At 63.7% G+C, this 26,739-nt stretch carries 27 protein-coding genes; 12 read left to right on the top strand and 15 right to left on the bottom strand.

Annotated elements, in window-relative coordinates:
• Positions 1-60: 60 nt before the first annotated feature.
• From QTI24_RS28540 to QTI24_RS28550, 3 genes are all read right to left on the bottom strand, one after another.
• The gene (locus QTI24_RS28540; RefSeq protein ID WP_286605081.1) at positions 61-636 is read right to left on the bottom strand and encodes a MarR family winged helix-turn-helix transcriptional regulator; all 576 of its coding nucleotides are present in this window, start codon (positions 634-636) and stop codon (positions 61-63) included.
• Entirely contained in the window at positions 620-1,243 is a 624-nt protein-coding gene (locus QTI24_RS28545; protein WP_286605083.1) for a gamma carbonic anhydrase family protein, read from the bottom strand. The genes QTI24_RS28540 and QTI24_RS28545 overlap by 17 nt, the downstream gene beginning before the upstream one ends.
• 342 nt (positions 1,244-1,585) lie before the next feature.
• The gene (locus QTI24_RS28550) at positions 1,586-2,821 is read right to left on the bottom strand and encodes an MFS transporter (protein WP_286605085.1); all 1,236 of its coding nucleotides are present in this window, start codon (positions 2,819-2,821) and stop codon (positions 1,586-1,588) included.
• 155 nt (positions 2,822-2,976) lie between these two features.
• On the opposite strand from QTI24_RS28550, the gene QTI24_RS28555 reads away from it, so the two are divergent.
• Positions 2,977-3,903, top strand: a complete 927-nt coding sequence (locus QTI24_RS28555) for a LysR family transcriptional regulator (RefSeq protein ID WP_286605087.1) — start codon at positions 2,977-2,979, stop codon at positions 3,901-3,903.
• Between the two features lie 76 nt (positions 3,904-3,979).
• Here QTI24_RS28555 and QTI24_RS28560 read toward each other — a convergent pair whose 3' ends face one another.
• Positions 3,980-4,960 carry a quinone oxidoreductase family protein gene (locus QTI24_RS28560; RefSeq protein WP_286605088.1) on the bottom strand — a complete coding sequence of 327 codons (981 nt, stop codon included), beginning with the start codon at positions 4,958-4,960 and terminating at the stop codon, positions 3,980-3,982.
• A 102-nt stretch (positions 4,961-5,062) separates the two neighbouring features.
• Here QTI24_RS28560 and QTI24_RS28565 point away from each other — a divergent pair, with 102 nt between their 5' ends.
• Entirely contained in the window at positions 5,063-5,473 is a 411-nt protein-coding gene (locus QTI24_RS28565; RefSeq protein WP_286605089.1) for a winged helix-turn-helix transcriptional regulator, read from the top strand.
• A 264-nt stretch (positions 5,474-5,737) separates the two neighbouring features.
• On the opposite strand, the gene QTI24_RS28570 is transcribed toward QTI24_RS28565, so the two are convergent.
• Entirely contained in the window at positions 5,738-7,258 is a 1,521-nt protein-coding gene (locus tag QTI24_RS28570; RefSeq protein WP_286605090.1) for an arylsulfatase, read from the bottom strand.
• A gap of 576 nt (positions 7,259-7,834) precedes the next feature.
• Between QTI24_RS28570 and QTI24_RS28575 the strand changes: the two genes are divergently transcribed.
• Both QTI24_RS28575 and QTI24_RS28580 read left to right on the top strand, forming a co-directional pair.
• A complete protein-coding gene (locus tag QTI24_RS28575; RefSeq protein WP_286605091.1) occupies positions 7,835-8,140 on the top strand; it encodes a hypothetical protein in 306 nt (101 codons plus the stop codon).
• Between the two features lie 181 nt (positions 8,141-8,321).
• Complete coding sequence (locus tag QTI24_RS28580) at positions 8,322-9,836, top strand: M81 family metallopeptidase (RefSeq protein WP_286605093.1); 1,515 nt, start codon at positions 8,322-8,324, stop codon at positions 9,834-9,836.
• Between the two features lie 236 nt (positions 9,837-10,072).
• Here QTI24_RS28580 and QTI24_RS28585 read toward each other — a convergent pair whose 3' ends face one another.
• Positions 10,073-10,309, bottom strand: coding sequence for a hypothetical protein (locus QTI24_RS28585; RefSeq protein ID WP_286605094.1), 237 nt, complete (start codon positions 10,307-10,309; stop codon positions 10,073-10,075).
• A gap of 248 nt (positions 10,310-10,557) precedes the next feature.
• On the opposite strand from QTI24_RS28585, the gene QTI24_RS28590 reads away from it, so the two are divergent.
• Positions 10,558-12,576: a gamma-glutamyltransferase family protein gene (locus tag QTI24_RS28590; RefSeq protein ID WP_286605096.1), complete on the top strand. Its 2,019-nt coding sequence runs from the start codon at positions 10,558-10,560 to the stop codon at positions 12,574-12,576.
• 433 nt (positions 12,577-13,009) lie between these two features.
• On the opposite strand, the gene QTI24_RS28595 is transcribed toward QTI24_RS28590, so the two are convergent.
• Entirely contained in the window at positions 13,010-13,957 is a 948-nt protein-coding gene (locus QTI24_RS28595; protein WP_286605097.1) for a LysR family transcriptional regulator, read from the bottom strand.
• A 114-nt stretch (positions 13,958-14,071) separates the two neighbouring features.
• Here QTI24_RS28595 and QTI24_RS28600 point away from each other — a divergent pair, with 114 nt between their 5' ends.
• From QTI24_RS28600 to QTI24_RS28610, 3 genes are read left to right on the top strand one after another with little or no spacing between them, the layout of a single operon-like run.
• Positions 14,072-15,088: a Bug family tripartite tricarboxylate transporter substrate binding protein gene (locus QTI24_RS28600; RefSeq protein ID WP_503011326.1), complete on the top strand. Its 1,017-nt coding sequence runs from the start codon at positions 14,072-14,074 to the stop codon at positions 15,086-15,088.
• A gap of 34 nt (positions 15,089-15,122) precedes the next feature.
• Complete coding sequence (locus QTI24_RS28605; RefSeq protein WP_286605099.1) at positions 15,123-16,169, top strand: Ldh family oxidoreductase; 1,047 nt, start codon at positions 15,123-15,125, stop codon at positions 16,167-16,169.
• A 58-nt stretch (positions 16,170-16,227) separates the two neighbouring features.
• Positions 16,228-16,971 carry an ABC transporter substrate-binding protein gene (locus QTI24_RS28610; protein WP_286605101.1) on the top strand — a complete coding sequence of 248 codons (744 nt, stop codon included), beginning with the start codon at positions 16,228-16,230 and terminating at the stop codon, positions 16,969-16,971.
• A 257-nt stretch (positions 16,972-17,228) separates the two neighbouring features.
• On the opposite strand, the gene QTI24_RS28615 is transcribed toward QTI24_RS28610, so the two are convergent.
• The 3 genes from QTI24_RS28615 to QTI24_RS28625 are packed head-to-tail and all read right to left on the bottom strand — an operon-like array spanning position 17,229 to position 18,895.
• Positions 17,229-17,639 carry a DUF3574 domain-containing protein gene (locus tag QTI24_RS28615; RefSeq protein ID WP_286605103.1) on the bottom strand — a complete coding sequence of 137 codons (411 nt, stop codon included), beginning with the start codon at positions 17,637-17,639 and terminating at the stop codon, positions 17,229-17,231.
• A 4-nt stretch (positions 17,640-17,643) separates the two neighbouring features.
• A complete protein-coding gene (locus QTI24_RS28620; RefSeq protein ID WP_286605104.1) occupies positions 17,644-18,222 on the bottom strand; it encodes a uracil-DNA glycosylase family protein in 579 nt (192 codons plus the stop codon).
• 1 nt (position 18,223) lies between these two features.
• The gene (locus tag QTI24_RS28625) at positions 18,224-18,895 is read right to left on the bottom strand and encodes a hypothetical protein (protein WP_286605106.1); all 672 of its coding nucleotides are present in this window, start codon (positions 18,893-18,895) and stop codon (positions 18,224-18,226) included.
• 818 nt (positions 18,896-19,713) lie between these two features.
• Between QTI24_RS28625 and QTI24_RS28630 the strand changes: the two genes are divergently transcribed.
• A complete protein-coding gene (locus QTI24_RS28630) occupies positions 19,714-20,091 on the top strand; it encodes a deaminase (protein WP_286605122.1) in 378 nt (125 codons plus the stop codon).
• Here QTI24_RS28630 and QTI24_RS28635 read toward each other — a convergent pair.
• From QTI24_RS28635 to QTI24_RS28655, 5 genes are all read right to left on the bottom strand, one after another.
• Positions 20,060-20,260 (bottom strand): hypothetical protein, encoded by a 201-nt coding sequence (locus QTI24_RS28635; RefSeq protein ID WP_286605125.1) that lies wholly within the window; start codon positions 20,258-20,260, stop codon positions 20,060-20,062. The genes QTI24_RS28630 and QTI24_RS28635 overlap by 32 nt on opposite strands.
• Positions 20,261-20,614: 354 nt before the next feature.
• The gene (locus tag QTI24_RS28640) at positions 20,615-21,802 is read right to left on the bottom strand and encodes an MFS transporter (protein ID WP_286605108.1); all 1,188 of its coding nucleotides are present in this window, start codon (positions 21,800-21,802) and stop codon (positions 20,615-20,617) included.
• Positions 21,803-21,908: 106 nt separating this feature from the next.
• Complete coding sequence (locus QTI24_RS28645; protein WP_353506118.1) at positions 21,909-22,661, bottom strand: nitroreductase; 753 nt, start codon at positions 22,659-22,661, stop codon at positions 21,909-21,911.
• A gap of 3 nt (positions 22,662-22,664) precedes the next feature.
• A complete protein-coding gene (locus QTI24_RS28650; protein ID WP_286605110.1) occupies positions 22,665-23,642 on the bottom strand; it encodes a tripartite tricarboxylate transporter substrate-binding protein in 978 nt (325 codons plus the stop codon).
• A gap of 127 nt (positions 23,643-23,769) precedes the next feature.
• Entirely contained in the window at positions 23,770-24,750 is a 981-nt protein-coding gene (locus QTI24_RS28655) for a LysR family transcriptional regulator (RefSeq protein WP_286605111.1), read from the bottom strand.
• Positions 24,751-24,867: 117 nt separating this feature from the next.
• On the opposite strand from QTI24_RS28655, the gene QTI24_RS28660 reads away from it, so the two are divergent.
• The 3 genes from QTI24_RS28660 to QTI24_RS28670 are packed head-to-tail and all read left to right on the top strand — an operon-like array spanning position 24,868 to position 26,605.
• Positions 24,868-25,416 (top strand): 4-hydroxylaminobenzoate lyase, encoded by a 549-nt coding sequence (locus tag QTI24_RS28660; protein ID WP_286605113.1) that lies wholly within the window; start codon positions 24,868-24,870, stop codon positions 25,414-25,416.
• Positions 25,417-25,419: 3 nt separating this feature from the next.
• On the top strand, positions 25,420-26,130 hold the full coding sequence (locus QTI24_RS28665; protein WP_286605115.1) for a nitroreductase: 711 nt from the start codon (positions 25,420-25,422) through the stop codon (positions 26,128-26,130).
• A gap of 37 nt (positions 26,131-26,167) precedes the next feature.
• The gene (locus tag QTI24_RS28670; RefSeq protein ID WP_286605117.1) at positions 26,168-26,605 is read left to right on the top strand and encodes a cupin domain-containing protein; all 438 of its coding nucleotides are present in this window, start codon (positions 26,168-26,170) and stop codon (positions 26,603-26,605) included.
• The last annotated feature ends 134 nt before the right edge of the window (positions 26,606-26,739 follow it).

Genomic DNA, 26,739 nt, shown 5'->3' on the forward strand with positions numbered 1-26,739 from the left:
AGTCAATATCGATGAAATATCGCAGGTCATCGGACGAGCACAATCGCACCGGTGATCGCCTCATGCGATTTCGTCCCCGCCAGCTCGGCACCAGGCATCCGGATCGATTCCCGCGTCACGTTCCATGGCCGAGGCCCGGGTGCCGATGCTGCACGCCGCGCCAGTGCACACCCCGTGGTGGCAGAAGCGGCACACGTGCCGGGCATAGGCCCGATCCGTCACGGGTGCGACGAGAATCTTGCTCACGAGGCGCTCGAACTCGGCACGCTCCGGCGCATCGAGCGCTTGCAACAGGCGCGTCAGAAGCTCCTCCCGCCTCAGCTGAAGCGCGTTCGCGCGCCGCCGCCCCGAGACCGTCAGGTCGACCCTGACCTCGCGACCGCTGACGGCGGTGCGCCGGACGAGACCTCGTGCGACCAGGCCGTCGATGAGCCTCGTCGTAGCCGGCTGGGATAGGCCCAGAATGCCGGCCAGCGCGACCACGCGCAGCTCCGTCCAATGGAGCATCGTCAACAGCGTAGCGGCCGTTGACGCGGACTCCTCGCCGAAGCCGCGGGTGACGACCTGCTCTAGGGTAGCCCAAAGCGCGCCCAGCTGGTTGGCCTGCAGGGCCGCGGCATCAGCCGGCCTGCTCATCGCACACCGGGTGGTCGTCCGCGTGGCACGTGCGCAGGGAGCGGGCGTACCTAGGCATCAACTCCGCCATCATGGACGCGCCGGCCGGCGGACGCTCCATGCCGAACACGAACCTGGGAAAGTCCAGCGGCTTCTGGATCGCCCAGATGTCGTCGTGCTGTTCGGCGGGCAAGATGCGCGCCGGCGTGCCCACCGCCACCCAGCCGATTGGCACGGTGGCGTGGGCGGGAAGGGTCGTCCTGAGGTGGACCACGCCGTTGATGCGAACCTCCGCTCCTTCACCCAGATGTGCGCCCGAGAAGATGGTCGCGCCCGTCGCGAGAAATACGTCGCTATCGACGCGGCAGCCGACCAGGTGGGCGCGCGGACCGACCAACACGTGGTCGCCGAGCACCGTGTCCAGGTTCGGTACGCCACGGATGACGGCCGAGTCCATCACGACGCAATGCGCGCCGATGCGGATCGGGCCGCCCTCGTCCACGATGACCGCGTGATGCCCGATGTAGCAATTCGGGCCAATCTCGATGTCCCCGGAGATCACCGCGGAGTGCGCGACCCGGGCTTCGGGATGAATGCGGGGTGACTTGCCCCGGGACACATAGTTCATTTGAAAGTCTCCGTTAGGAAGGTGTCAAGCGTGATTGCGCGTCGGCGATGCCCGCTCGGCACATTCGTTGTGTGTCGCCTCGAGTAAGTCACCCTCAAATGCAAGTGAAATGCATGCATGCATCATGCATGCTTAATGTAGTCCTCGCAACAGAGGCACGCAAGTGCAACGCTGCGAATACGGCTACGACCGGACCTTCCCGACTACGCCACATTCAGTTACGGTGCCTTCCGCCGCACTGCCCCGCGCCGACCCCGACTGCTGTCGGTAATGGCCCTTCGAGATGACGAGGCCGAAGTCGCCGAGCAGGCTACGAATCAGGTTCCGTCATCTACGCAAAGTTCACGCCTTTTGACGTGCGACGTGGAGCGCGGAGAACGCGACACTGCAGAGAAGAACCCCCGCAAAGGTAGTGGCGCCGCCACGCAGGCCGAAGGTGTCTATCGCAAGCCCGCTCAGCATCGGCAGCACACCGGCACTGACGTACGCGCCCATGTTCAGAAGCGAGATGGCCTCGGCACGACGCGTCTCCGGCACGTGGAGGCTGATCAGCGTCAGGCCGCCAAGTTGACCGAGGCCCTGACCGGCACCGGCGAGGATTGCGGCTGCAACCAGGAGCACCGGGTTGGAGAAATAGATGGCACCCAGCAAGCCGACCATTGCGCCGGCTGTCGCGGTACAGCTCAGGAAGAACATGGCGCGCACCGACACGCCGCGCCCCGCGAACTGCACGCCCGTGGCGGTAAGAAACATGGCGCAGGCGGTCAGTCCGGCCACAAGCGGACTGGTAACGCCGAGCAGCCGGGACAGCAGTGACGGGCCCAGGGCCAGCACGAAGGAAGTTGCCGTCAGCCCTGGCGCAAACACGGCCGCGCCCTGGATCAGGTGCGCGCGATTCGCAGTCGGAATGGTCGGCAGGCGCAAGGCGAAGCGGTCCATGCCAGTCGCGGCGCAAGGCCTTGGATGGCGGCGAAGCGGCAGCGTCGCCACGACAACCGCGGCCAACACGACAAGCGCTGCCTCGATGGCAAAGATTATCGGGATAGGCGAATGTGCCCATTGCGCGACCATGCCAGCACCCAAGGGGCCGAGGCCGGCGCCAATGACCATCGCGACCGACGCCGCGAGCGAGGCCTGGCGCTTGCGTGTGTGGCCACCGACGTCCACCACAGCCGTCATTCCGGCCGAAACGATGACGCCCACAGCCGCTCCAGTGAGGAAGCGGCCAGCCAACAGCGCGCTTATGGAGCCCGCGGTCGCGAAGAGCGCGCAGGCCACGAGCGCGCTCACGAGGCCGGGCAGGAGGACGGGTCGGCGCCCCAGTCGATCGGAGAGCTGGCCGGCGACGGGCAACGTCACCAGCAAGCCGACGATGTACGCGGCAAAGATGGCCGTCAGCGTGCCCGAGGAAAAGCCGAACCTGTGCTGCCACAACATGTAGAGCGGAGTCGCGGAATTGGACAGAACGAATACCGCGGTGATGACGCCGGATGCCAGAAGAATGGAACGCCCGCTAGACGATGCGTCCTCGCATGTGGGGGGGCCGGAGCGCTGTGATGGAAGAATGACGGTGTTCATGACGGTGCTTTGGAAAGACGAGATGTCGATGCAGCTACTGTGGTGACAAAGGCCGGCATTGATAAGCCGTTGTTTTCCAAACGGGCCTTGTAGCCGCGCTACATAATCGGCCGGGTGCGCATTGCTGCCACCCCCTTTGAGTGATCGAAAAAGAAATGCGCCAGGAAAATCTTGAAGGCCTCGTGGCGTTCGTCCAGGTGGCCGAGACCCGCAGCTTCTCAGGGGCCGCGGCACGCATGGGGCTCACGCCGTCAGCGGTCAGCCAGTCGATCCGGCAGCTCGAGCAACGCGTGGGGATTGCGCTCTTCACGCGCACGACCCGTAGCGTCCGATTGACCGAAGCGGGTGAGAAATACCTGCAGCGCGTGCGTCCCGCGGTCCTGGAACTCGATCAGGCCGCAGACGCGCTCGGTCAGACAAATGCGCGTCCGACGGGCACGCTGCGCCTGAACGTGCCCCGTGTCGCTCACATGGTTGTGCTGCAGCCGATTCTTCGCAGCTTTCTCGATGTGTATCCCGAGGTCAGCATCGAGATCTCGATCGACAGCACATTGATCGATCTCGTCGAAGGCGGCTTCGACGCTGGAATCCGGTACAGCGACATCGTCGAGCGCGACATGAACGGTGTTCAGGTCGGGCCGGCGATGACGCGGCGCGTGGTCGCCACGGCGGAGCATTGGGCGAGGTATGGCCTGCCGTCCACGCCAGGCGACCTGCTGACGCATCGCTGCATTGGCTTCCGATACAAAAGCAGTGGCGCCCTTGAACGATGGGCCTTCGTGCAAGACGGCAAGTCGTTCTCCCTGTCTCCAACGAATGCTCTGGTCGTCAATGACGTTGCCTCGATCGTGCAGGCGACATTGGACGGCATCGGCGCCGCCTACGTCACGAGCTGCTACGTCGATGGGCTGGTGGAGCGTGGCCGCCTGGTGCGTGCGCTCGACGACTGGATGCCATCGCTTCCCGCACTGACCCTCTACTATCCAGGCCGTCGGGGCGTCACGCCAAAACTTCGCGCGCTCATCGACTTCCTGAAGAAGCGCAGCGGCGAACCGGCGGGACTCGACGCTATGCTGTGCTGAACGAGCACCTCCGAAGGCTGCAGTGCCTTGGGCAAAGCTCCGATGAAGGGAACCTGTTCAGGATGCGGGTCTGCTCTCAAGGCACCAGCACGACCTTGCCGCGCGTGCGCCGCGACTCGATGGCCGCGTGCGCGGCGGCCGCCTGATCCAGGCTGAAGCGTTCCGCGGGCAACAGCTTGAGCATCCCGCTGGCGGCACGTTCGAACAGCTCGGCAAGATCTGCCGTCAACGTCTCGGGCTTGAGCAGCGGCAGCAACGCGAAGCCGCGCAGCAATTGGTTCTTTTCGAACATGGCTTCCAACTGCTGGGGCATCAGCGCAAAGCGGTTCAGGGCCGCGAACATCAGTTCGCCGCCATCCTTGAGCGCATCGAGCGCCTCCGCCGTGAAAGAGCCGCCCACCGTGTCGCAGATCAGATCGACGCTGCCGCCGGATTCCCGCAAACGCGTGGCCCAACCTGGTCGCGTGTGATCGATTCCGACATGCGCACCGACCGCGATGGCCGCTTCGATCTTCGCGGGCGAGCCGGCGACTGCGATGATGTGTTGTGCGCCGGCGGCCGCAGCCAATTGCACGAGCAGCGACCCTACGCCGCCAGCAGCGGCGCTGATCAGCACCGTCTTGCCCGATGGCCGGCTCTGGCGCACGAGATGCCATGCGGTGAGGCCCTGGACCATCAACGCTGTGGCGTCCTCGAAGGCGAGACCGGCGGGCAGCCTGATGACCGACGTCGCTTCGGCCACGACGTATTCGGCGTAACCGCCTGACGGCCGTCCCAGCGCAAACAGCGGCACAGCCACGCGAGCGCCAATCCACCCGGCATCGACGCCCGCCCCCACAGCGTCCACTTCGCCGGCCACCTCGACACCGGGCACCATGGGTAGGGCGGGTGCGGGCGGGTAGCGTTCCTGCCGAACCAGCGTCTCGAAGAAGTTAACGCCTGCAGCCCGGACCCGGACACGCAATGCGCCGGACGGAAGCGCGGGCATGGGGAGCGTCACCTGCCGCAGGACCTCTGGGCCGCCGAAGCGGTTGAAGTGGACTGCTTTCATCATCATGGTCATGGAATTCCGTGGTGTGCTGAACGAGCGGCGGATTCTTCAGTACATTCGCGGGAACGAATAGCCACTCTTTGGTGGCTTACTTACCTTCAGGTAACCATGGCGGAAACGACCAAGAAATTGCCGAGTCTTCCGGCAGAGCGCGCACTCAAAGTGATCTCTGGGCGTTGGAAGGCCGTGATCCTGTACCACTTGTTCGACCAGCCCAAGCGCCTGTCCCAATTGGCCCGCCTGATTCCGACGGTGAGCCAGAAGGTGCTCGTTCAACAACTCCGCGAAATGGAGGAGCACGGGTTGGTGAAGCGTGAAATTTTCCGCGAAGTGCCGCCGCGAGTTGCATACTCGGCCACAGCACTCGGACGCAGCCTCGAGCCGGTGTTGCTGGCGTTGTGCGAATGGGGCCAGCACCACGCGAGCGCACTCGACGAACTTAATCAAACGGCCCATTGCATCATCCGGCCAAGGTGCCCCAGTCGCACGCGGTCTGATCGCGCTGAATGCCACCCTTGAACTCAGAGCTCGACCGCTGAGTAGTTGCAAGTCCGACCCGGAGTCGATATAGCAGTTCGGCCCGAGGGCCAGCGTCGGGCCCTCGACGCGCCGGCGCGGTCAGACGAAGCGCAACATTCAAATTGCGGAGGCCACGCAGGGAATGACCGAGCCCAGGCCTGGCGCCTGAGAGGATGGCCGCCAGAGCCTGCAGCCGGCCACAAGCAGCCGCTGGCGAACGACCGCTTGTCGGCGTGCCCGTTCGCAACGTAAAACACCTCGGCGCTAGCGACCCGGGCCTTTTGCCGCTGCGTCCTCTAGCTTCCGTAGCACGTCATCAACGTTGAAGCTCGATGGCTTCTGTCGCGGCGGGAAGTCCTTGAAAGTGCCAAGCCATCGGGCCACCACCGCCTGCGCCGGAACGATGAAGAATAGCTGGTTGGAAGTCTGGAAAGGCATGGCGCTCTCGTCAGCCCGCTCGAAGGGATCGGAGCGCAGGTTGTAGGCGCGCGGGATGCGGTAGTTGGTGAACTCCTTCGTCCACACGTCCAGCCCCTTGCCCAGTTGCTGCAGGAAATTCAGCTTGATGTTCTTCAGGCGGATGCCACAGAGCTGCCCGTCGTCGTTCCAATAGATGAACTCCTGTCGCGGCCACTCCTTCAACTCGCCTTTGAAGGCCGGCAGAAGGTTGTAGCCGTCGAGATGCACATGGAAGGTCTTCTCACCAAACTTGGAGCCCTTGAGACACTTCTCTTTGACGTCGGGGTCGCCCGCCGCCGCTGCGAACGTCACCAGCAAATCTTCGTGTGCGCAGATGTCGTTGACGATTGTTCCGGCCTTGATGACACCGGGCCAGCGCATGACCATTGGTACGCGGAACGCGCCTTCCCAGTTGGTGGCTTTCTCGCCGCGAAACGGCGTCTGTCCGCCGTCGGGGTAGCTCACCACCTCCGCGCCGTTGTCCGTCGTGAAGACGACGATGGTGTTTTCTGCGATGCCAAGCTCGTCCACCTTGTCGATCAACTGACCGACGAACCCGTCGAGCTCGACCATTCCGTCCGGATATAGGCCCAGGCCAGTCACCCCCTGCGAGGAAGGCTTCAGGTGGGTCCATACATGCATGCGTGTGGTGTTGACATAGCAGAAGAACGGCTTCTTCGCCTTGGCATGGCGATCCATGAAGTCGAGCGCGGCACCGACGAACTCCTCGTCCACGGTTTCCATTCGCTTTTTCGTCAGCGGGCCGGTGTCCTCGATCGTCTGCTTGCCGATAGGGCCCCAACGCGGCTGATCGGTCGGGTCGTCCTTGTCGGAAGACTTCGACTTGAGCACACCGCGCGGTCCGAACATGGCCTTGAAACGAGGGTCCTTCGGATACTGCGGATCTTCAGGCTCTTCTTCGGCGTTCAGGTGATAGAGGTTGCCGAAGAACTCGTCGAACCCATGCACGGTCGGCAGGAACTTGTTCTTGTCGCCGAGGTGGTTCTTGCCGAATTGCCCGGAAACGTAGCCCAGCGGGCCCAGGACTTCCGCGATCGTCGGGTCCTCGAACTGAAGGCCGATGTCGGCGCCGGGCAGGCCCACCTTGGTCAGCCCTGGGCGAATGGGGCACTGGCCTGTGATGAAGGCGCAACGGCCGGCAGTGCAGCTTTGCTGCCCATACCAATCCGTGAACATCGCCCCCTCGTTTCCGATGCGATCGATGTTGGGCGTTCGGTAGCCCATCATGCCGCGGTGATAGATGCTCGTATTCATCCATCCGATGTCGTCCCCCATGATTACCAGGATGTTCGGTTGGTCGGCCATCGAGTCTCCAAAATGGGTTGGTGGTGACCTGTTTCGGCCGGCCCTGAAAGCAGCCGAGGCACAGGCGTCAGGCAATCTAACCGGAGCTCGGGTCCTGCGCTATTGCACCTTCGGGCATCGGCGGGAGTCATTCGGAATCCGCTGCTTGCTTGGCAAGGGTCCGCTTTGCGGCAAACAGATGCAGCAATGGGAAAGCCCAAACTTCCATTTCGACGGCGAAGACAGCGGACGTTCGATACTTCCATGGCACGGTCGCCAAAGGGCAGGGGGCTATGACTGCAATGCCTCGGGACCGGCGGTTGATACCGGGGCGTCCATCGCTGTTGAGCGACCGGTGTCGGCCTCACAGCGTGAATTCACCCCGGGGCAGTCAAGGACCGCAAACGCTGCAACCCGGATCGACCGATACCAGCATCGGAGTAAAGGGCCTCTTCCTCCCGCGAGGCTATCGAAAGGGCGGCAGGTGTCCCACCTGCTTCGTGTTCATCAAAGTTGAGTAGGTCACATAACTTCCGATCAGTAGACAACGCGGAACAGACAGGCGGATCATGATTAGCAACGCCAGTGGAGGCCGCCATGTCCACAGATTCTGCAGAAAGTCAGATCGAACTGGCCCGCATTCAAGCAGACCTGCAGCGAGACATTACCAAGTACGCGCTGTTCGGATTGCTAGTTGGTTTCGTGCTGAGCATCGTCTCGATCTGCGCATTCTTCTTTGCCGGGTTGGTCTTTGACCGCTGCGTGCCCTCGGGACAAGACCACCTAATCATTGCCCTCATGGTTGTGATTTTCTCGAGCTCAGTTTGGGGCGCGGCCAAATTCAACCGTTCGCTTGGCATTAGTGTCGGCAGTTTCCTGAAGGCGAATACCAAGCCTCCATAGGAGCATCACAGGGGCCCGCCGAGCGAGGTTAGGTCCTTAACGATGCCGGAGTGCTTACGAACGTCGGCCGAGTGACTGTCTGCATGCTTGATCTAGGCGCGCGCGCCGGTTGGGGCGAGTGACCGACGGCGGGTCGATCCTGACATAATCGCCCCCCTTTCACCGCCGCCGGAGTCAGACCATGCGCGTCGTCGTCGCCCGAATGCAGCACGAGACCAACACGTTCTCCCCCGTGCCCACGCCCCTGGTTGCTTTCGGCTCGGGCAACGGCACCGGTCCCTACTACGATGCCGACGCCAGGCGCGTGATGACCGGTGCGAGGGTGGCAATGGGCGCGATGCTGGCAGCGGCCGAGGCGCGCGGCTGCGAAATCGTGACGCCGATCGCGGCCATGGCCACCCCCAGCGCGCCGGTCGAGGCTGCGGCCTACACCCACATCTGCGACACCATCTGCGAGGCCATCGCCGCGGGCTGCGACGCCATCCTGCTCGACCTTCATGGTGCGATGGTGGCCGAGAACAGCGACGACGGTGAGGGAGACCTGCTTGAGCGCGTGCGAGCGCTGGCACCGAAGACACCGGTGGCGGTGGCGCTCGACCTGCACGCCAACGTGAGTCCGAAGATGGCAGCCAACGCCGACATCATCGTCGGCTACAAGACCTACCCGCATATCGACATGTACGAGACCGGCGCGCATGCGGCGCGCCTTCTGTTCGACATGTTGGACGGCAAGGTGGAACCCCTGATCGGTTTCGCCCAGTTGCCGGTGTTGGCGCAGACGCTGGAAATGAACACCAACCTTGGCGCGATGAAGGCAGCGCTCGATGGTGCGGTGTGGCGCGAAAAGGATCGCGGCGTGCTGGCGTGCAGCGTCTTCGGCGGCTTTCCGCAAGCCGATACGCGCGAGGCCGGAATGAGCGTGCTGGTGGTGACCGACGGCAATGCCGCGCTGGCTGCGCGTACCGCACGCTGGGGCGCCAACTTCCTGTGGTCACGGCGCAGCGAGTTCATCTTTCGCCAGCAGCCGCTGGCGAAGTCGCTCGGGGCGGCAAGGAAGGCGGCTTCCAAGGCGAACGGCAAGCCGGTGATCCTGATGGACCATGGCGACAACGCGATGTCCGGCGGCACCTGCGATACCGTCGACGTGCTGAAGGCGGCACTCGATGCGGGGCTCAACGCCATCTTGGTCGGGCCCACGTGCGACCCGCAGGCTGTGGCCATCATGGCCAAGGCGGGTGTCGGCGCCGCCGTCACGCTGGCGCTGGGCAACAAGACGCCGATGCCCGGCGTCGGCGTCACAGCGCCCGAGCCGTTGATGCTGACCGGCCAAGTTCGCATCGTCACCGATGGCGACTATGTAATCAGCGGCCCCATCTTCACCGGCAGTCACACCTACATGGGTACCACCGCCGTGCTGGACACCGGGCGAGTCAGGGTGGTCGTCACCTCGCAGCCGCACGAGCCACTGGACCTGGGCTGTTTCACCTCGGTGGGCATCGATCCGCGCGAGGCGCAGTATCTGGTGCTCAAGTCGCGCATGTATTTCCGGCCTATCTTCGAGCCGCTGGCCGCCGCTGTCGTGCCCTGTGCGAGTGTCGGTGTGACCAGTTCGGACAACGCGATCTTTCATTTCGAGAAGCTCAGGCGGCCGATCTATCCTCTGGACCGCATGCCCGCCGCCTGGAGCGCTTCGTGATCGAATCATAGGCCGTCAGCGTCTGGTCCATCTGGTCCAACAGTCGACGCGCTTTGAGCCCGCTTCCGGCCGCTGCCTCGAACTCGTTTTTCCGAGCACGCTCACCTGGCGCAGTGGATCGGTGCCGATACCTGACCCGGCAGCGTTCGACAGCATCGAGGTCAACGACCGTCTCGCCCTGATCTTTGAAGGACTGGTTCTGGCGCATTCGGATATCGGCCGACTATTCCTTGCCATCATGGGAAGGTCCAGTCCAACCCGAGCATCCTGCCAAGGCCGAAGGTGAGGAGCGAGAGGCCCAGGAGCGATAGCACGAAGACTGCGGCCACCTTGCCGCCCGCGCGTGGCACCGCGCTCTGCTTCTCCTTCCCCTTCTTCCCTCGCTCATAGTGCCACTTGATGGCGAAGAACATGCCCGTGCCGAACACGAGAACCTTGAACGTAACGAAGACTATAGGGACCCAATCGATCATTTTGTTTGACACTATGGTTCAAGGCATCGGATGTCTGGTCCTGGCCGACCTGAGCCTTAGGTCGCTGCGAGGCGAAGGGCAGCATACGCTGCACAACGGTTGAGTCTTCGACTCAGGCTTTCGAGCTAGGCCTGATTCGCATGTCCCATGCAGACCCCGATCTGTAGGGGGAAAGCACCATGCGTACCGCGTGCCTTCCGATGCTAAACCGCTGGCTTCGGCATCTGCCGGTACTTCGAAGGATAAGCATGCACTTCCCCCTGCATAACCGTGTCCTCACTGGCTCTCTTCTATTGCTGCTGCTCCTGGGCGGCTGCGGCGGAGGTGGTGACAGCGCAGGGGGTTTCCCTGCCGCAGTCGCCCAGAGCACGAAGCCCGCGACAGCGGCGTCGCAGTCGGATCCTTCATGCACCGCGATCACTGCGAGCGGTTCCGTCGTCGTCGGCTCAGGCCTTCCTGGTGACCCGGCGGCCCCGGAACTCGCGTCGGGCTACCGCACCGGCATGCAGGCTGTTTCTGCCAAGAGCTTCATGGTGGTGGCGGCCAACCCACTCGCCAGCAAGGCCGGCTGCGACGTGCTCAAGTCCGGCGGCACCGCGGCCGATGCCGCAGTCGCGGTGCAGGCGGTGCTCGGTCTGGTCGAGCCGCAGTCCAGTGGCCTCGGGGGCGGTGCCTTCTTGCTGCACTATGACGCCCGGACCCAGGTGGTGCAGACCTACGACGGGCGCGAAACGGCACCGGCTGCTGCTACCGAGAACCACCTCCGCTGGATCGATGACGTGGCCGACCGCACCACGCCACGCCCGAGCGCGCGCGCGAGCGGCCGGTCCATCGGCACCCCAGGCGCGGTCCGCATGCTCGAGCTGGTGCACCAGGAGCACGGACGTAAGCCCTGGAAGAACCTGTTCGATGTCGGCATCGACCTCGCGGACAACGGCTTCAAGATCCCGGGGCGGATGGCAGATGCCATCGCTGGGGCGCGAACCAACCTGATTAGAGACGCCGAAGCGGCAGCGACCTACCTGAATCCGGACGGCTCCGCCAAGGCACTGGGGACGGTGCTGACGATTCCCGCCTATGCGCAGACGCTGAGGGCGCTCGCGCAGGGTGGCGCAGACGCGCTCTACACCGGCCCGATCGCCCAGGACATCGTGGCCAAGATCAACATCGCCACGAGCGCCGACGGCAGCACGCCGATCACGCCGGGCAAGACCACGCTGGCCGACCTGGCGAACTACCGGGCCAAGAAGCGCGATGCGGTCTGCACCACCTACCGTTCGTATTGGGTCTGTGGCATGGGGCCGCCGTCTTCTGGTGGCATCGCGGTAGCACAATCGCTGGGCATCCTGGAGAACTTCGACCTGAGCCAATACCGGCCCACCAACGTGGACAACGACGGTGGTCGGCCGCAGACGATGGCCGTGCACCTCGTCTCCGAAGCCCAGCGCCTGGCCTATGCGGACCGCGACAAGTACGTCGCCGACACCGACTACCAGCCGCTGCCTGGCAATGGCGTGCCCACCATGGTCGACAGGGACTATCTGCGCGGCCGCGCCGGCCTCATCAACCTTGCCACCAGCATGCACACGGCGCAGCCGGGCAACCTCGGCCCGATCCCGGCCGGCATCATGCCGCCCTCGCCCGAGAACGGCACCACGCACATGACGATCGTGGACCGGGACGGCAACGTCGTGTCGATGACCACCACGGTCGAGTCGGGCTTCGGCTCGTATCACATGGCGCGCGGCTTCATGCTCAACAACCAGCTGACCGACTTTTCCGCCGCGCCGACCGACGCCAGCGGACTGCCGATTGCCAACCGTGTTCAATCAGGCAAGCGCCCGCGCAGCTCGATGGCGCCCACGCTCGTGTTCCGCAAGGCGGCGGACGGCTCCCGCGGCGATTTCGTGATGGCCACAGGCTCGCCCGGCGGCTCCGCGATCATCCAGTACGTGACAAAGACCTTGGTAAGCGCGCTGGACTGGAACTTCGATGCGCAGCAGGCGAGCGCGATGGTGAACTTCGGCGCCTCCAACAGCCCGACCACCTCCATTGGCGGCGAGCATCCGAAAATCGATGCCACCAACAACGGCGCCAACGATCCATTGGTGACGGAACTGCGCGCGATGGGGCATACCGTGAACGTCGGTGCGCAGTCCAGCGGCGTCGCCACGATCATCCGGCTCCAGGATAAGAAAGGCACTTTGCAGGGCGGCGCCGACCCACGTCGTGAAGGCTTGGTCCTGGGGGACACGTTCACGCCTTAGACCGGTCTGCCGGGGGTGGTCAATCGGAGGGCCGTTGGGACTCTGCCGTAATCGAGTTCGCTTAGCGCAAACAGGCAAGCGGTCACGCGGCCAGTGACGCTCGTCGGGAAGATTTGCCCGACTCGATCGAGGTCGGTGACCGAGCTTGGTTGCGGGAAGGCAATCCGTCAAGCCCGACAGGCACCGCGCGCTCGGCGAATTGCTCGACCTTCGGCTGTCTATGGCGATGCAGTCATCGTTGTCTGAAGAGCAAGGCAATGCAGTCGTGCTCGAGTGCCTGGTCGAACGTCGGCTCTCGCTGCGCAGCTGAAGTACGACGGTCGTTGACGAGAGGCAGGGCAGGGCCCCCTTCCGGTCCTTCAGGTTCGCTCTGCCAACTTCCGCAGGCCACGCCAAAGCAGTCGTCACCAATCCAATCCGCCTTGCGCGTGGCTTAGCTCGTTTTCATTTGATCCCGGCGTCGTTGCATTGGCTGAGCTTCATTTCTCCTGTTCTCACTTCCGCTTAAAAGCATTTGATAGAACAGTCGGGCAGCTGGCATCAATTCGCGCCCGCGTCGGCTGATCAGCCCGATCACCCTGGTGATTTTTGGATCATCCAGCGGGATGCTGATCAGCCCCGACGAATGCCCTTTCGGAGGCATTGCGAGGCGCGGGACGACGCCTAGCCCCAATCCTGCTTCGACCAGACTGACGAGCGCTGGTACGTGGCGCACCTCGCAAATCCACTGCGGCTTTGTTTCAACCTGGCTGATTGCCTGATCGATCAAGAATCGATTCCCACTTCCTTGAGCAAGCGTCAGATAAGCGTGCTGCGTCAAGTCCGCCCAGGTCAGGCGCTTCCTCTTTGCCAGAGGGTGGCCCGCAGGGCACGCGACGACAAACCGCTCCTCCAGCAGGGGTTCGAAATTGATGTCTGCTTCTTGCGTGCCGATGTACGTCAACCCAAAGTCCGCGTCCCCTCTCGCGACTGCTACGAGGACTTCTGAGGAGTATTCGTCGATGAGACGAATGCGAACCTTCGGGTATGAGGCGTGAAAGCGCTTGATTGCAGCCGGCAGAAAGTAGCCCACAGCAGACGGGACGCAAGCAATCGTCACCAGGCCTGAGATTCGCTCCGTCGCGTCCTTGATCCCCACGAGCGCATCGTCGAGCTCGCGCATGACGTTTTGAGCCCTAGGCACAAATGCTCTGCCGACCGTCGTCAGCTCCACCTTCCGCGTCGTGCGGCTGAACAGCTTGATGCCAAGCGCCGACTCGAGCTTGTCGATGCGACGAGACAGGGCTGACTGCGACAGGTGCAAGTTTTCGGAAGCAACCCGAAAGCTGCCGAAGTCTGCAACGGACAGGAAGGCGCGTAGATCCGCCAAATCGAAATTCATGCGTTTGACGCAAAAGTAGAGCGAATCTTTGCAATTTACACCGAAGCGACTCCCCGCGACCATTCAACCCTGGTCTGCGGCCATATCCAGGCCGCATCAACAAGGAGACATTGAATGAGCACTTTGCCCAGCATCGGCAGCACCACTCGAAGTTCGCTTCACCCTGCCAGGCGCCGCGTGATCGGCCTTCTGGCGACCGCCGTGATGGCAGCAACGATGCCCTTGGCCCACGCCGCTTGGCCCGAGAAGCCGATTCGCCTCGTGGTGCCCTATGGCCCAGGCGGCAGTTCCGACGTCATTGCACGCCTGATCGCCAACGAGATGTCAAAGACGCTGGGGCAGGCCGTGATCGTCGACAACAAGGCAGGTGGATCCGGGATCATCGCCATGCAAGAGGTGGCACGCGCGGCACCTGATGGCTACAACATCGTTCTCGGGCATGTCGGCACCCTGGCGGTCAACCCGGCGATGTTTCCCAAGCTGCCGTATGGCCACGAAGATTTCGCGCCCATTGCCTTGCTGGCCAAGGTGCCGATGGTGTTCGCCATCGGAGCGAAGGTTCCGGCGAAGACGCTGCCGGAGTTCGTCGCGTTGGCCAAGGCGCAGCCCGGCAAGCTGAACTATGGTTCAGCAGGCAACGGCAGCGCAGGTCATCTTGCATTCGAGATGTTGAAGGTCACGGCCAACATCGACGTCACCCATGTACCGTACAAGGGCACTGGTGCCCAGCTCAACGATCTGCTGGCGGGCAACACGGATGCCGCTTCTGCAGGCCCTCCCGGCTTCATCTCACAGGCCAAGGCGGGAAAGATAAAGATCATCGCAAGCGGCTCCCCGCAACGGCTGGGCGCACTGCCTGCCGTCCCCACGGTGGCCGAACTCGGGTACCCCGGGTTCGACAGCTCGCAATGGTTCGGGATCCTCGCGCCGGCCAAGACTTCGCCGGAGATCGTCGCCCGCCTGCATGACGCTGCGATCAAGGCGTTGAGCGTTCCGACGGTGCGTGCACGGCTTGAAGAAGACGGCAGCACCGCGTCTCCCATGGCCCCTGCGGAATTTGCCAAGTTCATCAAAGCCGAGCGTGAACGTTGGGGCAACGTTGTTCGCAAGGCCGGCCTCAAGGCCGAATGAAGCCACCAATCATCACTTCCCATTGAAAGACACCATGAACACCGCCATCATTGAAAAACGCGTCCTACTGGAGTCCGAACTGCTTGAGCTCGGTGCCAAGGCCTTCGAGGGCCTTGGCCTCGATCACAAAGACGCACAAGACGTCGCCAGGATCCTGGTAACCGCTGACCTGTTCGGCCTGTCGACCCACGGCCTCGGCCGTATCGAGTCGTACGGTGAGCGACTGAGTGTCGGCGGCATCAAGGCCAGACCGGACATCAAGGTGGAACAGCGAGCGCCCGCCATCGTGAGCATCGACGGCGACAACGGAGTCGGCCCGCTCGTTGGAATGCGCGCGTTGGAGGCCGCCATGGAAACGGCCAAGCAGACAGGAGTGGGTATTGCGTTTGCGCGTGGCAGCAACCATTTCGGCCCTGTCTCGCCCTATTCGCTGATCGCAGCCGAAGCCGGGTTCGCCAGCATCATCGGGAGCAATGCCACCACGACGATCGCACCGTGGGGCGGCAGCGATGCCCGTCTCGGGAATAGTCCTGTCGGTTTTGGCGTACCGAACCCCGGCGGCAAGCCGTTCTTGCTGGACATGGCCATCAGCGTTGCCGCTCGCGCAAAAATCCGCAACGCACTCAAGCGCGGTGAATCCATTCCCGACACCTGGGCGACGGACAAGGGCGGCCGGTCGACGACCGATCCCGCTGCGGCCCTTGATGGCTTCCTGCTTCCGATCGGCGGACACAAAGGCTACGGGCTGGCTTTGCTTGTGGACCTGTTCGCAGGACTTTTATCGGGCGCCGCCTACCTCACGCATGTGAAGTCCTGGGTCGATGCGCCTGACGAGCCGCAAAACCTCGGACATTTCTTCATCCTCATCGACACGCGGCGCCTCGGTTCCACTGCATGGCTTGCGGAGCGGATGAACGATTTCGCGGCGATCCTTCACGACAGCCCTCCCGCCGAAGCAGCGCGTCCAGTTCTTGTGCCGGGGGAAATCGAACTGAACAACCTTGCGCGGCATCGGCGTGAAGGGCTTGCACTGGACCCCTCGGTGCTCGCTTTGCTCGAAGAGCACGCAGCCAAGGTCTAAGCGGCAGCCACGCCGTAGCTCAGTGATACCACGTCCCTTCCTTGAAAGGTCTCCTGCAATGCAAGTCCCACTAACAATCCGATCGGCACTGGCGCCGACAGGCGTAGTGCGCGCCTCTATCAACCTTGGCAACCCCATCCTGGCAAGGTGGGATGCGGCCACCTCACAGGCAACGGGCGTGTCAGTCGACCTGGCGATCGAACTTGCGAGGCGTCTGCAGACAGAAATGAAGCCAGTGGTGTTCGATGCCGCTGGGAAATCAGTAACCGCCGTCACCGGCGAGCAAGCTGATGTCGGGTTTTTCGCCGTCGATCCCCTGCGCGGCGAAGGCTTGCTCTTTACAGCCCCGTACATATTGATCGAAGGAAGCTACCTCGTGCGAGACGACTCCAAGATCGCAACAAACGAGCAAGTCGATGCCGAAGGCGTGCGGATCATGGTCGGCAAAGGAAGCGCATACGACCTCTACCTGACTCGCGAGCTCAAGAAGGCCCAGATCGTTCGAGCCAACACGTCACCTACGGTTGTTGAAGAGTTTCTTGCGCAGCACGCCGACGTGGCTGCAGGTGTGCGTCAGCAGCTTGCCTCCGACGCAGCAAGGTTAGAGGGGCTGCGGCTCTTGCCTGGCAGATTCATGGTGATCCAGCAAGCGATGGGAACACCGCGCAGCAGGGGAATAGAAGCTGCCAACTATCTGAGCGAGTTCGTTGAAGAGATGAAAGCATCAGGATTCGTCGCCGACGCCATGGCACGCCACGACATCAGGGGTGCGCTGGTTGCGCCGCCGAAGGAAGATGGTTGATTGCACACGCAGCCACAAAGGTCACTCGCGTCCCAAAACTGCAGCCGGGCTTTTTTGTTCACCTGCCTCAAATCCGCCTTCGATCGAAGCGGACGTAGCTCGGAGGCGGCGCGACAGACTGTTCATGGCCGGTTGCTGAGATTCAGGCGGGCTTATCGAACGACGGCTGACGCCGCGCAACCGCCTTCGTGCCTCCGCATTTGAGGTTCGCCGTCCCCAAAAGCGAGTTTCATTGAAGCTGGGTTGGGGCTTCAGGGTCAAAAGGATGCGCATGCGGCCGCCTTCACACGAAGAACGGCTTCCTGCTGAAACCGCGACTTGTAATCGGCCGCGATCTCGATCGCTGCCTTCTCGCTCAGTGCGTCGTCGGGGTGCACGAGTTGAAGAATACGGGTCGATTCCCGGACGATTGATCCATCCGCGCCGCGCCATTGGCCAGATGCTGGGACGACGGTCAGGCCTTGAGGGAAGCGCGGGGTGACCACGATCTCGAGGAACTCTGTCCATTCGTCGTTGGCGACAACACCGCCATTGGGCTTCGCGGTGCCGAAGTACAGCGTGTCTTGGATCGCCCGCTCTTCGCCGGGGTTGCAGGTTGTCTTCGGGGGCGACGCGCAACCACCAAGCATGACGGCCGTTGCGATCGCGATGAAGGCGCGGAATTGCAAGGGGTCAAGCTCCCGCGACGAGATTGGACATGAACGCGCTGTGGGTCGGCCGCGTGCGGTCGTGGGGCTGCGCCAACGGCAATGCGGATAGCGTCTTCACGTTGCCGGCTCTCGACCTATAAGGCGAGCCGCCTGCGCAATCTGCGCGAAGAACTCGGCCCTGCGCGTCGGGAAGCGATTTCAATCGGTTTGCCGCACGAATCTTGGTGCGCCCCTCGTTCCCGATGTACCAGGGCACCGCATTCCACCGCACCACATCGCGGCGTGAGAGTCCAGCTGACTCGCAAGCATGTCGGGCGTTAGCTGTGGTCTGATCCGATTTGTCGAAGCTGACGAAGCCGGTTCCGACAGCGCGCGGGCCTGGGGCTTCCTGCAAGAGCAGGACGCGTGCGTTGATACCGCCGTCGAGCGGGTCGAAGCGCGGCACGCCTTCGGGTGCATCGTGGTTTGCGCTGATCCGTTCGGCCAGCGCCTGCAAGGGTGCAACGTGTGGCTCGCGGCACCTATCGCGCCTGCCCTGAACTGCGTCGGCACTGGCAAGCGCCTGGTCGGCGGCTCGAAAAACTGGAATGGCGTTGGTCATCTCAGGGGGACCATCCATGGCTTGGCGTTCGCGGCCAGTTCAGAGGGGAGGGCAATTGAGTTCTCCTTCTGGCGGTGTCCGACAGCCCCAACTCACCCAAAGCTGCTTCGACGGCCTCCGTCGCCTCTGATGCCGTACAACAGAAAACCTCTCCGAAGGGTGCCTGCCGATCCAGGTGCTTTGCGAGCTTCTTGTGCGCAAGAGCCTCAACCTCGGCCACGCCCTCGGTGTGGAACGCGACACAAAATTGCCATTCTCCTGCTGGTGGTACGTGATCGCGATACTTCTCTATTCGCAGCGCGAGAGTACTGACCACTCGGGTGGCTGAGCTCAGTTCGGTGCCGTGCAGCTTGTGGATGCGGTCCTTGGTCGCCTGCAGTTGCTGCGCGGCCAGCGCAGTGCTCTTCTCCAAGGGGACGTTGTCCCCTCCGATGCACACTATGCCGCTCTTGACGTGTCGAGGAACGAGTCCCATGACATGCACGAGTCGCCCGCCGCAAATTTGGCAAGTGACCTTGCGTTCCGCCCACATGTCGTTGACGTCTTTGAGGCGATTCGCGACGTCGTTGGCACCGATGGCAGTCATGCCAACCTTGACCCGCTGAGCAACCAAGTTCTCCAGCACATACACCGAGCCAGTGGAACAGAGAAACGGGGCGGCGGCGAGCTTCATCGGAATCCCCTCGCTTTGTTGTGCTGCGGATTCTGCCGCGACCCGTTGGGGGGCGGAAATCCACCCGTTGGGATGAGCGCGGCGCGTACGCTGATTTATCGAGGCCAAGCTGTGAGCCGCAGTTGCGAGTTTCAGCGTCGGCAATGGCCGCAGATCGGCAGGAAGCGGTCGACAAGACAGGCACCGCTGAAGGTCGGCTCTTGCTGCGCAGCGGTCGTATGACGGTGGCTGCCGTAGGGCACGGGAGGGCCCATCAGCGACTTTCGGCCTCGCAGCGGGAATTTCCGCTTTGCACTTGGAAGCGGTCATCGAGATGTCGCTGTTGATCTCGATACCTCGGGGCGCGCCGTCGTCGAAGTGACACGGCCTTCGAGTCGATGAGCGAAGATACATCGACTCAAAGATTCCGACCCAGGCTGGCTGGCGCTATTCTGAAAGGTTGAGGGCAGCAATTCCCTTCAGTCCCTTCTGGATGTTGTTGCGTACCGCGCCGTCGACACGACGGCGTTTGCAGATCATGGAGAGACTGCAACGGGCACGAAGGAGCCGGTCATGCTGGCATCACTGAACGTCCGTTCCCGCTGCGAAGCACTCCGTCGAGACTTGCCGCGCGAGACTTCAAACGATCTTTTGCCGCAGACGGCGAAAATGCTCAGACATGGATTCCCATGTAGAGTTGGGTGGCCGCATGCGGGCATGCTTCGGCCAAGCTCAGCGGCTGGGGCGAACGATTGGTCGTGGAACTGAGATGCATTGATATGCCACCGAACGGCCGGAGAATGTTGCTAGGCAGTGGGGCGGCGCTGCTCGCCGGCAGCATGTTGAGGGTATCTGCCCAGCCCCGGATTTCTTCCAACGAGGCAGGCGCTCGCTGGTACGAAGCCGCTGCCGAGATGAAGCGCCTTGCTGAGTCTTGGGGTGACCAACCGTACGGCGCCGTGCTGGTGCTGGATGGCGAGCTCGTTGGCCAAGGGCCAAGCCGGGTCGTGAAGAATCAGAATCCCGATGCTCATGCGGAACGAGAGGCAATCCGCGATGCGCAGCTCAAGCTGGGGCGCGAAAGCTTGCTGGGAGCGGTTCTCTACTCCACTTCGCGGCCGTGCAGTCGGTGCGAAGCGGTAGCGGCAAAAGCGGGAATCTCGCGGATGTACTTTGGCCCATCACTCACTGACGCTGGAGTTCCGGAAACGACATGACCGTGGTCCCCTTCGCGGGTGGCGCGCCGATCGTTGCTAACACATTGCGGGTCACGCCTCCAAGAGCGAGGCCAATGGCAAAAGCGGAGCCGGCCATGGCGCCGCGAGGCCTTAGCAGCAGCCGGAACGCCGGAACGGCATACGGGGGCGCAGCGTCGAAGGGCTGCATGGGCATGAACTCCGGAGCGACTTTGGTCGCGAGCGCCACCAATGGAGAACTTGGAAGCTTGCGCGGGCCTCTTGCACCGCTTGCAGGCGATTCCACAGGGCAGGTTGCGAACCGTGGATGTCGCAGATGGGCCCATCTCAGACCGTCAGCATCGACTGGTGTCCGGCAGGTCCGCAGCGATTGCGGTCCTTCCCCTCTTTGAGCGCGGACGACTGCCTATCGCTGCTTTCCGGCCATTCCGGGCGCCGCACTGGCACTTCTGCAGTGAAGGGCCATGGCGGAGCGATCCCTTTCGACGGCCAGCAGATCCGGGCGCGTCTGGCGTGCGCAGATCGCGGGCGTGGCCATCCTAGGTCAAGGCTGCGTCTGCAGCTCGGGCTCCCGGTGCACACCTATGCTCCTACGCACGATGCAGCCATGGGTGACCTCCGCCAGCGCCAGCGCGACGAGAATCATGCCGGCGCCCACGAGACTGAGGTAGTGCCTGTCAATGACGAGGAGCACCAGCCCGCCCAGCACGCTGGAGCAGGCCAGTCCACCGTAGGTGGCCGTGTTGTTGAGTGCCAGCAGCAAGGGGGCGACCTTCGGTGCCATCTTCACCAGGCGGTGCTGCTGCGGAACGATGACGCCCCAGCCGACGAACCCCCAGATCGCCAAACACAGTACGGCGCCCGCCACCGAAGTGGATGCCCAAGGCAAGGCGCAGAAGTTGATGATGGCGATCGCGAGGGAGGCATTCATTACGCTGCGGCTGCCGAAGCGGTCGACCAACCGGCCGGAGGCAAGGTTTCCGATCAGGGCGGACACGCCCCAGAACAGCAGGAGCGTCGCGAGTATCCGCTCGCTGCCGCCAGTGACGCGGTCCAGCACCGAACCCGCGTACGTGTAGACCATCAGCAAGCCGCCGTTCGCGAAGACGTTCGTCAAGAGCGCGAGCGTGACGCGCAGATCGCGCACTGGCGCGAATCGCTCGCGCAGCGTGATGCGCTCGGGCGCACGCACGGAGTCCAGAAGCCACCAGACGGCGAGCATCGCGGACAGGCCCAGCATCGCGACGAACCACAGGGTCGTCCTCCAGGTCCCGAGCCCGCCGATGAAGGTTCCCAGCGGCGACCCCAGGGCTGTCGCACCTGCCAGGCCAGCGGTCACGATAGACAACGCGCGGCCTCTTTTCTCCGGCGCAGTGATCGTCGATGCGACGCCCAGCGCCGTCGGCGCGAACATTGCCGCACCCAGGCCTGCCAGTGCGCGACTCAGCAGCACGGTGTTGAGGTCGGTGGCCAAGGCGCTGATGGCGTTGCCCACGACGAAGACGGCCAGCGCAGTGACCAGTAGCGGCTTGCGCGGCCATCCGCCGCCGACCGCGGCCATCACCGGCGCCATGATGGCAAACGATAGTGCATACACGGCGACCATCTGGCCCGCGAGGCTGACGGAGGTTCCGAGGGAAGCAGCGACGCTGGGCAGGATGCCGGCAACGACGAAGTTGTCGGTTCCCATGGCGAACATGCCGAGGGCGAGGACAGGGAGACGACGGTCCATGATCAGTGTTCTTCTAGGTTCTTCTGGCGGTGTGCGGGTGCCCGGCACCCGTCCGATCCAACCAGGTCAGGCGCTCGCCCGCAGGGCTGGAGCTGCAATGAGGGCATCAGGAGAAGCCGGCGAGCTGCGCGAATTCGAGCGCGCTCGCTCGCGGCATGCGGACCTGGTTCACAGGTGCCGTGCTCTGCGCGAAGCCCATGGACATCCCGCAGGCTGTCACGTAATGCGCGGACATGCGCAGGCGCGATGCGATCACGGGATGGAAGCGCGCGAACGACACCTGCGGGCAGGTGGCCAGCCCCCGCGCACCTGCGGCGATCATCACGCTTTGCACAAACAGCCCCAGATCCAGCCAGCTGTGTGCCGTGAGGCGCGAGTCGATGCTGAAGATGAGGCCCACTGGTGCGCCGAAGAAGTGGAAGTTCCTCTCCGTCTGGGCTGACCGGGCCGCGGCATCCAGCCGGTCGATGCCCAGGCAGCCGTAGTAGCGGGAAGCGAAGTCCGCCTGTCGCGCGCCAAACTCTGCCGGGAGCGGATCCGGGAAATGGGAGGAGGGCGGCAGTAGGTCCTCGCGGAAGCTCTTGACCAGCGCATCCCCCAGTTCGCATAGGGGCGCGCCAGCCAGCACATGCACGCGCCACGGCTGCGTGTTCGAGTTGCTGGGTGCGGTGGCAGCGCAGTCGAGGATGTCGAGCACCGCTTGCGCGGACACGAGATCCGGTTTGTAGGCGCGCGTGGACCGACGCGATCGCAGGACCTGCTCCACGCAATGCCCAAGTGCAGCCTGGCGGTCATGCAAGGCTTGAATGTCCTGCGTCGGGCTCATCCGGCAGGTGAGCTCGCAGTGGCCGGCATCCATGTCTCACTCCTCGGAGCGGAACCCGGAGGCGCGAACGATGGGCGCCCAGAATTCCCGCTCGCGCCGCAACTGCTTCGCGTACTCCTGCGGCGTGAGCGTCAGCGGCTCGAGGCCGACCTGTTCGAAGGCCGTGCGCAGCGCAGGGTCCTTGGTTGCAGTCACCATCGCCGAATGCAGCGCCTCGATTGTGCCTTCAGGCGTGCCGGGAGGCGCGAAGATCCCATAGGTCTCGACGCCGCGAACCTTCGGGAACCCCTGCTCGGTGAAGGTCGCCACCTTGGGCAGGAAGGGCGTGCGCTTGTCGCCGGTAACCCCCAGGATCCGGATGCGTCCTTGCTGCAGATAGGGCAGGAAATCTGCCACGAAGCCGAAGTAGGCCGGGATCTGTCCTCCGATCAGGTCCTGCATCGCAGGGGCGGACCCGCGGTATCCGACATGCTGCAGCTTCAGCCCCGCCGCATCGGAGAACTGATACCCCAGGAAATGCGCAAAGGAGCCGGCAGCCGGGGAGGCATAGCTGACGGCATCGGGCGCGCGGCGGACCCAGTCGACATACGTCTTCACGTCGACAACGCCGGCAGGCGCGGTGCTGCTGACCGCGAACGCACAGGTGGCGGCGACCAGCGGTGACACGGGCTGCAGGTCTGCTGCCGCGTCGTACATGAGTCGCGAATACACGTGCGGGTAGATGGTCAATGCGGAGGTGTGCGTGCAAAGAAGCGTTGCGCCGTCGGGCCGCTCGCGCTTGAGCTGGCTGTTGGCGATGCGGCCGGCCGCGCCCGCCCGGTTGTCGACGATGTACTGGCGCCCCTGCTTGCGCCAGGCCTCCGCCAACTGGCGCGCCGTCGTGTCGAGGGTGCCCCCGGCCGGATAGCCCACCAGGAGCTTGCCCACGCCGGCCACCGCCTGCGAGAACGAGGGCGGAAGCCAGCTTGCCGCTGGCAGTGTCAAGGCGATGCGCGCAAACGCGCGACGGTTCATGGTGTTCATTCCGCACCCCACATGGTTGGACAACTCGAAGTGGCGGAATGATGGCGGCTGGCCGGGCCGAAGGGAACTGAAGTCTTTGCAAGGGCAAGATGCACGCCGTGCACTTGGGCGGCGTCAGCTAGCCGAGCGCCTCCTCGGTCAGCCGTGCCGCATCGGCCACCATCTCGCGCAACCAGCTGTGCCCCACGTCATGCTCTTCCCGGCGATGCCAGACTGCCCGGATGGACGAGGTCCCCGCTGGGTAGGGAGGGGGACGGCGCAGCAAGTCGCCGTGCTTTGCCAGCGCCACCGCAAGCGACGCGGGCACGATGGACAGCATGTCGGTTTCGCGAAGGAGTTCAGGTATGGCCAGCGAGTGCGGGACCGTCACGCGCGTGCGGGGAAGCTCATTCAGCTCGCGCAGCGCTTCCTGGAGCGCGTGCCGATCGAACATCTCGGACTGGCGTGCAAGGCCGCGCTCCAGGATGAAGCCTCCGACGGCCCCTTCCTCCTGGCCACCTACCGACAGCGTGACGAGCGGGAACTTCGCCATGTCGCGCAATGTGAGCTTGCGGCGCGAGGCAGGGTGTCCCTTGCGCATCAGGATGGTCTCGCCCTGGGACATCAACGTGCGCGAGTTCAGGCGACTGGGCACCTGGGCGAAGATGCCGATGGCGAGGTCGATGCGTCCCAGATCGATCTGCTCTGCCAGGTCGAGCCGGGTAGAGGGGCGGATCACCAGGTCGACGCCGGGCGCCACCTGCTGGAGCTCGCGCGACAGCGGGGCGATGATCACGGCGGTGAGATGATCGTTCGCCGCGATGACGAAGCGCCGTTTCGACTCCTGCGCTGAGAAAGGCTCCACTCCCAGCGTCGCCTGGATCTGGCGCAGCGCATCGCGCAGGGCGGGCGCCATGGCAGCAGCGCGGCCTGTGGGCACCATGCCCTTGCCCGTGCGCATGAAGAGCTCGTCGCCCACCAGTTCGCGCAGCCTCCCCAGTGCGTGGCTCACCGCGGACTGGGTCAGGTTGAGCCGCTTGCCCGCCACGACCAGGTTGCGCTCTTCGTAGATCGCATCGAAGACCTTGAGCAGGTTGAGGTCCATGCGGCCAAAGCTCATCTGGCGCTCTCCCGGCAAATTGAACGGCATGCATTATGAGCTTGCAAAAGCATCAGTTCCCTTCAGTCCGGTGGCGGCCGATGATTGCCTTCAGATCATCGCGAGAGCGCACACACCATGACCACCGAGACCCTTATCCGAGACCGCGAAGCGCTGATCGAGCGCTCGGCTTCCTTTCTCGAGGAAGTGAAAGACATGACCGCGGGCACCGACGTCGAACACTGGCTGAACCAGAAGTACGGCCCGGACAGCGAGCTCTACCAGACCCTGGCCCGGCTGGTGAAGAAAGGTGTGGAAGATGGCTGGGCAGCGAACGTCGAGATCGACGGCCCTGTCTACCGTCGCAGCCGCATCGCCGAACCTACCGAGCGCACGCTGCACTTCAGCATCACGGCGGTGTACATGGACAGCACCGGCAACTGCCAGGGACATGCAGACCAGCGGCTGCGCGGCCAGTACCACGGGCATCCCTATGGCGAGTTCAACATGGTCGTGCCCGTCACGCCTGGCGCTGCCCTGAACGGCCCCAACGGATGGTGTTTTGGCGGGTGGACCGCCCCCTCGCCAGGCAGCCAGCACTATCCAGAGGCCAGGGATGGCGCCGTGATCGCGCTGTTCTTCCTGCCCTCGGGCCGGATCTCCTACCACGCTGCGCCGCAGGAGTGAGCGATGGACAATTCCGTATGTCATCTGGCGCAGGAGGCCGTCGCGCAATGCGTTTCGAGCGTCGTGCGCTCCCGTCGCGCGACTCGGGCCTTCAAGCCGTTGCTGCTCGATCGCCAGCTGGTCGAGGACATCCTTGACGACGCCGCGACCGCACCGAGCGGCGCCAACATCCAGCCCTGGCGCGTCTATGTGGTCAGTGGCAGCGTCAAGGACGAACTGGCCGATGCAATGCTGGCGGCCTCCCGCGCAGGCGCCGTGCCTGCGCCCGCACACTTTCCCGATCCGTTGCCCGACATGTTCCGCGCCCGCCTGCAGGACTTCGGCGCGCGCTACTACTCGTCGCTCGGCATCGATCGGAACGACGCGCCTGCGCGTGCACGCCAGTCCGAACGCAACCTCTCGTTCTTCGGGGCGCCCGTTGGCCTTCTCTTCAGTATCGACCGTCGCCTGAAGCCGCACAGCTGGATCGACCTGGGTCTGTTCGCGCAGAACGTGATGATCGCGGCAAAGGCGCGGGGCATCGACACCTGCCCGCAAGTGTCCTTTGCGCCCTTCCATGAGGTGATCGCGTCCCACCTGGAGATGGCCCCCGAGGAAGTGACGGCCTTCGGGATGTCGATGGGATACGGCGATCCAGACGCGAAGGTCAACCAGGCACCGATGCCGCGCGAGCGTGTGCGCGCCTTCGCGCGGCTGGTTGGCTTCTCGCAGTGACCTTGCGCGCGATGCGCGACCAATCGAGAGAACCCCTATGAACATCGCGCTGCTTTCAGCGGCCGTCGCCGCCGCCGCGATGGGCGTCCTTGCGCCCGCGCCAGCCTCGGCGCATGAAGCGACCGAGAAGGTGACCCCCAAGCTGGAGCAAGCCATCCCGAACATTCCTGGCAAGTCGCTGATTGCGCTCGTCGTCGACTATGCGCCGGGGGCCGCCTCGCCGTCCCATACGCATTCGAAGTCTGCCTTCATCTACGCCTATGTCGTGTCGGGCGCCATCGAATCGCAAGTGGACGACGGGCCCAAGAGGATTCTGCGGGCAGGCGACAGCTTCTATGAATCTCCCGGTGCGACGCATCGCGAGAGCCGCAACGCGAGCAGGACCCAGCCAGCGAAATTGCTGGCGGTGTTCGTCGTGGACACAGGCGACATGCCGCTCACCATGCCCGTATCTGCACCTCTGGAGAAGAAGTAATGAGCAGTCGCCTCAACTACAATGTAAGCGCGCAATAAACCACGCCCTTCCTTCGAGCGCGACGAAGTGTGAGGCTACGTACCCATGTACAAGAACGTGGGCACGTAATGTCAGAGTTGATTTCGGATTTGGCC

Source organism: Variovorax sp. J22P240, from assembly GCF_030316855.1.
Classification (GTDB): domain Bacteria; phylum Pseudomonadota; class Gammaproteobacteria; order Burkholderiales; family Burkholderiaceae_C; genus Variovorax.

Bases quoted from the DNA above. Each gene is read 5' to 3' on its own strand.
- QTI24_RS28660 (WP_286605113.1), top strand. From the start codon at position 24,868: ATGACCACCGAGACCCTTATCCGAGACCGCGAAGCGCTGATCGAGCGC.
- QTI24_RS28655 (WP_286605111.1), bottom strand. From the start codon at position 24,750: ATGAGCTTTGGCCGCATGGACCTCAACCTGCTCAAGGTCTTCGATGCG.
- QTI24_RS28595 (WP_286605097.1), bottom strand. From the start codon at position 13,957: ATGAATTTCGATTTGGCGGATCTACGCGCCTTCCTGTCCGTTGCAGAC.
- QTI24_RS28635 (WP_286605125.1), bottom strand. From the start codon at position 20,260: ATGCAGCCCTTCGACGCTGCGCCCCCGTATGCCGTTCCGGCGTTCCGG.
- QTI24_RS28540 (WP_286605081.1), bottom strand. From the start codon at position 636: ATGAGCAGGCCGGCTGATGCCGCGGCCCTGCAGGCCAACCAGCTGGGC.
- QTI24_RS28560 (WP_286605088.1), bottom strand. From the start codon at position 4,960: ATGATGATGAAAGCAGTCCACTTCAACCGCTTCGGCGGCCCAGAGGTC.
- QTI24_RS28565 (WP_286605089.1), top strand. From the start codon at position 5,063: ATGGCGGAAACGACCAAGAAATTGCCGAGTCTTCCGGCAGAGCGCGCA.
- QTI24_RS28585 (WP_286605094.1), bottom strand. From the start codon at position 10,309: ATGATCGATTGGGTCCCTATAGTCTTCGTTACGTTCAAGGTTCTCGTG.
- QTI24_RS28550 (WP_286605085.1), bottom strand. From the start codon at position 2,821: ATGAACACCGTCATTCTTCCATCACAGCGCTCCGGCCCCCCCACATGC.
- QTI24_RS28625 (WP_286605106.1), bottom strand. From the start codon at position 18,895: ATGAAGCTCGCCGCCGCCCCGTTTCTCTGTTCCACTGGCTCGGTGTAT.
- QTI24_RS28555 (WP_286605087.1), top strand. From the start codon at position 2,977: ATGCGCCAGGAAAATCTTGAAGGCCTCGTGGCGTTCGTCCAGGTGGCC.
- QTI24_RS28545 (WP_286605083.1), bottom strand. From the start codon at position 1,243: ATGAACTATGTGTCCCGGGGCAAGTCACCCCGCATTCATCCCGAAGCC.
- QTI24_RS28620 (WP_286605104.1), bottom strand. From the start codon at position 18,222: ATGACCAACGCCATTCCAGTTTTTCGAGCCGCCGACCAGGCGCTTGCC.
- QTI24_RS28580 (WP_286605093.1), top strand. From the start codon at position 8,322: ATGCGCGTCGTCGTCGCCCGAATGCAGCACGAGACCAACACGTTCTCC.
- QTI24_RS28665 (WP_286605115.1), top strand. From the start codon at position 25,420: ATGGACAATTCCGTATGTCATCTGGCGCAGGAGGCCGTCGCGCAATGC.
- QTI24_RS28570 (WP_286605090.1), bottom strand. From the start codon at position 7,258: ATGGCCGACCAACCGAACATCCTGGTAATCATGGGGGACGACATCGGA.
- QTI24_RS28640 (WP_286605108.1), bottom strand. From the start codon at position 21,802: ATGGACCGTCGTCTCCCTGTCCTCGCCCTCGGCATGTTCGCCATGGGA.
- QTI24_RS28645 (WP_353506118.1), bottom strand. From the start codon at position 22,661: ATGGATGCCGGCCACTGCGAGCTCACCTGCCGGATGAGCCCGACGCAG.
- QTI24_RS28610 (WP_286605101.1), top strand. From the start codon at position 16,228: ATGCAAGTCCCACTAACAATCCGATCGGCACTGGCGCCGACAGGCGTA.
- QTI24_RS28650 (WP_286605110.1), bottom strand. From the start codon at position 23,642: ATGAACCGTCGCGCGTTTGCGCGCATCGCCTTGACACTGCCAGCGGCA.
- QTI24_RS28600 (WP_503011326.1), top strand. From the start codon at position 14,072: ATGAGCACTTTGCCCAGCATCGGCAGCACCACTCGAAGTTCGCTTCAC.
- QTI24_RS28575 (WP_286605091.1), top strand. From the start codon at position 7,835: ATGTCCACAGATTCTGCAGAAAGTCAGATCGAACTGGCCCGCATTCAA.
- QTI24_RS28605 (WP_286605099.1), top strand. From the start codon at position 15,123: ATGAACACCGCCATCATTGAAAAACGCGTCCTACTGGAGTCCGAACTG.
- QTI24_RS28590 (WP_286605096.1), top strand. From the start codon at position 10,558: ATGCACTTCCCCCTGCATAACCGTGTCCTCACTGGCTCTCTTCTATTG.
- QTI24_RS28630 (WP_286605122.1), top strand. From the start codon at position 19,714: ATGTTGAGGGTATCTGCCCAGCCCCGGATTTCTTCCAACGAGGCAGGC.
- QTI24_RS28670 (WP_286605117.1), top strand. From the start codon at position 26,168: ATGAACATCGCGCTGCTTTCAGCGGCCGTCGCCGCCGCCGCGATGGGC.